General features: G+C 54.7%; 7 protein-coding genes. 5 read left to right on the plus strand and 2 right to left on the minus strand.

What is annotated here, in order from left to right; all coding sequences use genetic code 11:
- Position 1 precedes the first annotated feature (1 nt).
- The 4 genes from recR (at position 2) to HY788_02570 (ending at position 3,657) form a co-directional block, all read left to right on the plus strand.
- Positions 2-634, plus strand: coding sequence for a recombination protein RecR (gene recR, locus HY788_02555; GenBank protein MBI4773056.1), 633 nt, complete (start codon positions 2-4; stop codon positions 632-634).
- 18 nt (positions 635-652) lie between these two features.
- Complete coding sequence (locus tag HY788_02560; GenBank protein ID MBI4773057.1) at positions 653-1,723, plus strand: branched-chain amino acid aminotransferase; 1,071 nt, start codon at positions 653-655, stop codon at positions 1,721-1,723.
- A 62-nt stretch (positions 1,724-1,785) separates the two neighbouring features.
- A complete protein-coding gene (locus HY788_02565) occupies positions 1,786-2,799 on the plus strand; it encodes a zinc-ribbon domain-containing protein (protein ID MBI4773058.1) in 1,014 nt (337 codons plus the stop codon).
- A gap of 177 nt (positions 2,800-2,976) precedes the next feature.
- Positions 2,977-3,657: a CBS domain-containing protein gene (locus HY788_02570; protein ID MBI4773059.1), complete on the plus strand. Its 681-nt coding sequence runs from the start codon at positions 2,977-2,979 to the stop codon at positions 3,655-3,657.
- A 201-nt stretch (positions 3,658-3,858) separates the two neighbouring features.
- On the opposite strand, the gene HY788_02575 is transcribed toward HY788_02570, so the two are convergent.
- On the minus strand, positions 3,859-4,194 hold the full coding sequence (locus HY788_02575) for a hypothetical protein (GenBank protein ID MBI4773060.1): 336 nt from the start codon (positions 4,192-4,194) through the stop codon (positions 3,859-3,861).
- Between the two features lie 424 nt (positions 4,195-4,618).
- Here HY788_02575 and HY788_02580 point away from each other — a divergent pair, with 424 nt between their 5' ends.
- A complete protein-coding gene (locus HY788_02580) occupies positions 4,619-4,963 on the plus strand; it encodes a DUF4405 domain-containing protein (GenBank protein MBI4773061.1) in 345 nt (114 codons plus the stop codon).
- A 123-nt stretch (positions 4,964-5,086) separates the two neighbouring features.
- Here HY788_02580 and HY788_02585 read toward each other — a convergent pair whose 3' ends face one another.
- On the minus strand, positions 5,087-6,772 hold the full coding sequence (locus HY788_02585; protein ID MBI4773062.1) for a hypothetical protein: 1,686 nt from the start codon (positions 6,770-6,772) through the stop codon (positions 5,087-5,089).
- Positions 6,773-6,782: the final 10 nt, after the last annotated feature.

Genomic DNA, 6,782 nt, shown 5'->3' on the forward strand with positions numbered 1-6,782 from the left:
AATGAATCCATATCCGCCTCATATTCTGAACCTGGTGAAAAGCCTCAGCCGCCTACCTGGTATCGGGGAAAAGTCGGCTATGCGAATGGCCATGCATATGCTGGATATGCCGGAGGAGCATTTAAAGAATCTGGCGCGCGACATTGGAGAGCTTCGAGAACGGATTAAACTGTGCTCCGTGTGCTGCAATCTTACGGAATCCCAACCGTGCGCCATCTGCCGGAACCCGGGCCGGGATGAATCCATAATCTGCGTGGTGGAGACTCCGGGGGACTTGATGGCGATAGAAAAGTCCGGCTGTTTTCGCGGTCGATATCACGTGCTGCATGGATCACTCTCGCCTTTGGATGATGTGGGTCCGGATAAATTGAAGATCAAGGAACTGCTTGAACGCTTGAACAACAACGTCATAAACGAGGTGATTTTGGCCACCAATCCTACCCCGGAAGGTGATGCAACGGCGTCGTACTTACTGGATCGGATTCGCGGGCTTGATGTCACCGTCAGCCGCATCGGTTTTGGAATTCCCGTTGGGGGAGATTTGAAGTTTTCCGATGCGGTTACATTAAAAAGTTCTTTGGAGTGCAGAAGACACATGTACATGCTCAAGGATTGTACGCCTGCTAATGATTGAGGGGAGGGACAAAGAGAGATGGAGATTAAGTTAACGAAAGCTCCTGAAGGGCATATGCCGCGTCCTGAAAGCGACGATAAGCTGGGTTTTGGGAAGTATTTTACGGACCACATGTTCATGATGGACTACCACGTCGACAAGGGTTGGTATGACCCCCGGATCGTGCCCTACGGGTCCATCGAGTTGGATCCGGCCGCCGTGGTGCTGCATTATGGACAGCAGGTATTCGAGGGAGCCAAGGCCTATCGCGGCAAGAACGGCGGTATTTACCTGTTTCGAACCGAAAAGAACCTCGATAGGATGAATCGTTCCACGGTTCGCCTTTGCATGCCGCAAGTGCCGGTTGATTTCTTGATGGAGGCGCATAAGGAGCTTATCCTCTTGGACAAGGAGTGGATCCCGCACAAAGCTGGGTGTTCGTTGTATATCAGACCGACAATGATCGCCACGGACGCCTTCCTGGGGGTGAAGCCCGCCAAAAAGTACCTGTTCTATACTATCATCGGTCCGGTGGGCGCGTACTATCCGGAAGGATTTAAACCTACCAAGATGTATGTCAGCACGGATCACGTGCGAGCGGTGCGCGGTGGTGTTGGAGAGACCAAGACGGGTGGAAATTACGCTGCGAGTCTTTTCGCGGCCGAAGCGGCCATGAAGAAAGGCTTTACTCAGGTTTTATGGCTGGACGCCATTGAAAAGAAATACGTGGAAGAGGTCGGCACCAGCAATATCTTCTTCCTGTTTGAAGACGAGTTGGCTACGCCCCCTCTCGGGGGGACCATTCTACCGGGAATCACCAGAGACTCGGTACTCCAATTGACGCGAAGCTGGGGCTTGAAGGTGTCTGAAAGGCCGATCAGCATGGATGAAGTCGTCAATGCATTGAACTCCGGAAAGCTCAAAGAGGTGTTTGGAACCGGAACAGCCGCCGTCATTTCTCCCGTAGGTTCCTTCTGTTATCTTGAGAAAGAATACAGTGTGGCCGGCGGCACAACGGGTGAGCTTTCGAAAAAACTCTACGACACCTTGACGGGTATACAGTATGGCGAGCTGGAAGACCCGTTTGGGTGGGTACATCGCATCGGTTGATGCCGCCGTACCAGGGCGGATCTTTTTCGCCGGATCAGGATAGGGCTACAGTGGAGAATAAAATGCGTATCGAGTGCCCACATTGTGGCTATTCGAAAGAAATACCGAAAGATCGTGTTCCCGAGACGGCCCGCAGCGCCAAGTGTCCGAACTGCGGGAAACGGTTTCCCTTCTCGATGGCGGATGCGAAAGCGCCATTGCCTGAGTCCTCTTCGAGAGCGGATGTGGAGGCTTCGGTTTCCGGTTCTATTTCTTCCTCGACCCTTTCCGCCGCATCCGGCGAAAGAGACACCTTAATCCGGAAGGAGTCCGCTTCGAGTCCCGAAGGACGAGAAGAGCCTGTTTCTGAACGAGTAGAAGCGATTCCCACCAGACAGGACGTCCTTCCCTGGGACGAGTTGGAGGTGGCCCCGTCCGAGCACGCGGACCTGGATGAAGAATCCGAAACGGAAACGTCCGGCTCCACACCGTGGGAGGATTCGGCCCAGACCAATCTGCTGAGTTCACTGTTCGATACCGCGCGACAGGCCCTCTTGACTCCAGGCAGTTTCTTTTCACAAATGAATCCGGAAGGCACTTACGGCTATCCGATTTCCTTCGCCCTGCTGCTGAGCTTCGTCGGATTTTTCTTTCAATTTCTCTGGGGGATCCTATTTAATTCCGACTTAATCATCCGAGTGTTGGCCGCTCTGCAGCTGTCCCCCGACACTATTTCCGCCGGGGTGGTCGTTGGAACGGCCGTAATGGTGCCCGTGCTGATGCTGGCGCTCTTGGCGGGCCTGTTTATTCAGTCCGCCATTCTGCATATTTGTTTGCTGATCCTTAGAGGCGCCAATGCGCCCTTCCTAGGTACGTTCAAAGTGATGTCATACTCGAGCGCGGCCTCTGTCTTTCTAATCATACCTTTCCTAGGCAGCTTTGTGGCCTTTGTCTGGGGTTTGGTATTAATGGTGATAGGGGTATCTCGAGTTCATTCCATCGGAATAGGGAAGTCCGTCCTGGCTATTTTGCTTCCCTTTATCTTGCTTATTGTTTTATGTATAATGCTTTTTTTGACTTTTCAGATTTTGGTGTAGGCATTGATAGCTAATCACTTTTAGAATAAGGAAGACGGGATTTCATTAAGGAAAAGCAAAGCTCATAATCAGCCGGTGGCGTGTGCGGCCGAAAGAGCTAAGATCGCCGGATTAAAGCTTGTCTTCTTTTATCATATACAAAGGCTCGGGTAATACTGAATACGGGGAGGACTCGATATGCTCGTAAAAGGTTGGATGACCACCGATGTTGTAACGATCGACGAGAACACGTCCATGATGAAGGCCGGTCAGATCATGAAGGAGTACAATATTCACTCGCTGCCGGTAATGAAAAATGGTGCATTAGTCGGTATTGTTACGGACCGGGATGTCAAGGAAGCGTCACCATCGAAAGCCACAACCCTGGATGTGCATGAGCTGTATTACCTGCTTTCGGAACTGAAAGTCAAAGATATAATGAGGAAGAACCCCATCACGGTGGATCCCGACGAGACGGTGGAAAAAGCGGCCGTGATTATGCTTGAAAACGAGGTTCACGCACTCCCTGTGGTGAATAGCAAAGGGGCGTTGGTGGGTATGATCACCCAGGGGGATGTGTTCCGTGTGCTGATCAGTATTACCGGTATTTATCGGGGCGGGGTGCAGTTTGCATTCAACCTGCCGGATCGGCCGGGAACGATTAAAGAGGTGGCCGACGTCATACGCAGGCACGGGGGTCAGATGGTCAGCATACTGACTTCTTACGATTCATGCGAAGAGGACTGCAGACACGTTTTTATACGTATAACGGATTTGCCCGAAGATAAGCTTAAGGCGCTGACGAAGGAACTGGATGAGAATTTTATCCTGTTGTATACGGTCAAGGACGTGCTCAAGGACGTTAAACGCAAGGCCTAGCCGGCAAAAATAACTCGGGTGCGAGGACGGTTGGATTCCTCGGTGGACGAGATGTCGGCTTTTTCCCCGATCGAGGCGCAGCCTGCTTGCCAGGGACAAGCTGCAGCGCGCCCGTTCGGCCGCGGACCCGCCACAAGAGGAAGCCTTCCGCCGGATCGACCGCTTCCGATGCCCGGATTTGGTGCGGAGATCCTGGCGGAACTAAGGTCTCAACAGCACCTGATCTCCGAAAACCGCCTCCAAATGAGACTTGAGCCGATGGAGATGCACTTCGTCCTCCAATTCGACGATCAGATCCCCGTCGGTGGAAACTTGAAGCAACGCGTGCGATTCGATCACATCGATCATTCGCTCCGGGTTAGCCGTAAACCACCCTTTCATGCGCCGGAGCAGTTCAGCTCCATTCCATCTGCGCTCGATCGTCAGATCGATATCCCGATACAGAGCGTTCCAACCTATGATCGTAGGGTTTTTGATGACCGGAGAAATGGGATCGTTGTAAATTGCACATCGGCCGAACACGCGCATTCGGATCATGGTTGGTTCTCTTCACGATTGGATGTTCGTTTCTTGTTCCCGGCGAGGGTCGGGGGAACGCTCTTGCGATGCGTACAGGCCGGCCTGCAGACGGCCCTATGGGATCCGCTTGCCGGTGGGTCACCGGAGCGTCCGATGGTTGCGCGGGCCATGGCCTCCTTCGACCGTGAGCGAAACATTATAGTAACGCAGGCGTGGTTGAAGAAACAAGTCCGCTCGGAAGGTCCGCGCCGGCGGGTCCGTTGCTGCCGAGCTAGGGCTCGGCGTTCCCAGGGTTGCATAGGGTTGAAGAAACAAGTCCGCTCGGGATCGTCCATTCCTGACCGCCGCAGCGAGGCAGCCGGCCGGCTCCGTTGTCGATCGGCATTCCATGGCGGCCTCCTGGGACGGACTGCCGTCATCTCGGAATAATAGGACATTTACCATGGAGAAGAACATTCTGAAGTTCACGATCAACCTCCTCCTGTTCATCGATCTCTGTTCCGTCGGCATGATTGGTCTCTTGCTGGCGTTCGTCATCCCTCGGGGAGGACCCCGAAGCGGGGACGGCTATTTCCTGTGGCTGCACCGACATGATTGGGCGGATCTTCACCTCTACCTGGCCCTGGTGTTTCTCCTGATGCTGTTCGTCCATGTTTCATTCAATTGGAAGTGGGTTGTCCAATCATACAAGCGCTATTTTGGAGAAGTTTGGAGAAAAGGCCTTCTGCTGACGGCGGTAGCCTGGATATTCGTGTTGCTGGTGGGGTGGACTCTGGCGAAAATGTAACACCGGGAATGAGATGGGGAGATACGGGCGTCTGCCATGGATGATGGTCTCGTATGAACCTGCGGTGGACCCTTTGCGGATATGCGGCCCTCGATGTAGAAATCGGAAGCGTCCTCCTGAGCGTTATTTGTTCTTGGGAATGTCTTCCCGGTTGACCGGAGACTTTCGATCCTTCCGGCTCCATGCTACAGGCGTGGACGGCTCGGATACTCGGCCGTCTCGACCGTAAGCAGTCACCCGATAGCGGATGAGGTCCCCTTTGGGCGGATGAAGATCCGTGAATCCGGGCTCCCTCAGCAAAGACGAAATTCGAATGAATTCTCCGTCCCCGCCAATGCTGCGCTCTACGAGGTAGCCTTCCTGCCCGGCCTCGCTTCCCGAGGTCCAAATCAGCTTAGGAAAACCGGAGTCATCGATTTCCAGAGAAAGCTGTTTCGGGGGTGCGACCGTTATCGAACCGAAAAAGCGCTGGGTGAGTTGTCTGGAGCCGGCGCTTTCGTTGCCGTCTCCGTCCAGGGCTGTAACAAAATAGATGTAGGACGCACCCACGACGCCGGTTACATCGTCAAAGCCGAGCCCGCTGACCGGCGAAGAATTCAGACGGTCCGCATCCGAGTCCTTGCCGGCTTCCCGCCGGTATACGTAATATCCGGCGACATCCTCATCGGGCGGGGCCACCCAGGCCAATCGAACCCGGCCTTCCTCCACGGCAAGATCCGTGAGAACAGGGGGGGTTGGCGGAGTACGGTCAGGCAACCTCAGTGACTGGGCCTTCGTCGCCGCGCTGGAGTTTCCCACTCCGTCCACCGCGTCCACTGAGTAATAGTAGGTATACGGCGACTTGGGATCCAACCGGTCGGAGGATATCATTGTTTTTTCCCCGGCGGCGGCAACGGTTTTCAGAAGAACGGGTTTGTCCTGGCTTCCGACGGAACGGTAGACACGGTAAAAAGTCACATCCACGGAAGAGCTGACGTCCCAGCTCAGACGCACTGCACCGTTGTCTTCAACGGACACGTGGAGCCCCTCGGGGGGGGTGGGCGGTTTTGCGTCGAGCAGGGAAGCCAGGGCCGGCATCGAGGGGTCCCCTTCCCCGCTGTATGGGTCCACGCCGGCAATTCGGTAGTAATAGAGAACGTTGCTCTTGACTCTCCTGTCCTCGTACTTCGTGGTTGCAGGACTCACTTGAGCTATGGCTTCGCCGGTATCGCTCTTCAGGCCAAGCTTGGCCCTGTCCATCAGAGGCAAGGCCAAGGCCTTGCGGTAGACACGATACGCGGAGAGTTCCGGATCGTTCAGCGGCTTCCAGCTCAGGACCAGGGCCTGATCGGAGGAACGGGCGGACACCCCTATAACCCGGGATGGAGGACGGCCGTCGTGCCATGCAAAATCAACCGGTGGTGACTGTCCGAGTTCCTTTCCATTGGAATCGACGGCCACCACACGGTAGGTGTAGGAGACCCCGGGCTTGACGCCTCGGTCCCAGAATATGCCGTAAAATTCCTGCGCGCCTTTTTCGCGGATGAGCTGAGGCGCGACCGGTCTATCCGTTACGCGTTCGGACTTTTGTTTCTTAGTGCTTCGATACACATCAAACCTCACCGGAGCCACACGGCGAATGTGTTGATCCACAAGCTTCTTCGACAGGTTATGGGTTCTCCATTCGATGCAGGCCGTCCCCTCGGTCGTTGGCTTGACGCGAACGTCCAAAGGCATGGTCTCCGCGTGGCTCTTGGTACCGGCCAGCATCACAAGGACGAAGAGCGAGCAAACGGCATGGCGTATGAAGGCGTGGCTTGGCCTTTTCATGGCATGCGGC

Source organism: Deltaproteobacteria bacterium (genome assembly GCA_016208165.1).
GTDB lineage: Bacteria > Desulfobacterota > Desulfarculia > JACQYL01 > JACQYL01 > JACQYL01.

Bases quoted from the DNA above. Each gene is read 5' to 3' on its own strand.
- recR (MBI4773056.1), top strand. From the start codon at position 2: ATGAATCCATATCCGCCTCATATTCTGAACCTGGTGAAAAGCCTCAGC.
- HY788_02560 (MBI4773057.1), top strand. From the start codon at position 653: ATGGAGATTAAGTTAACGAAAGCTCCTGAAGGGCATATGCCGCGTCCT.
- HY788_02565 (MBI4773058.1), top strand. From the start codon at position 1,786: ATGCGTATCGAGTGCCCACATTGTGGCTATTCGAAAGAAATACCGAAA.
- HY788_02570 (MBI4773059.1), top strand. From the start codon at position 2,977: ATGCTCGTAAAAGGTTGGATGACCACCGATGTTGTAACGATCGACGAG.
- HY788_02575 (MBI4773060.1), bottom strand. From the start codon at position 4,194: ATGATCCGAATGCGCGTGTTCGGCCGATGTGCAATTTACAACGATCCC.
- HY788_02580 (MBI4773061.1), top strand. From the start codon at position 4,619: ATGGAGAAGAACATTCTGAAGTTCACGATCAACCTCCTCCTGTTCATC.
- HY788_02585 (MBI4773062.1), bottom strand. From the start codon at position 6,772: ATGAAAAGGCCAAGCCACGCCTTCATACGCCATGCCGTTTGCTCGCTC.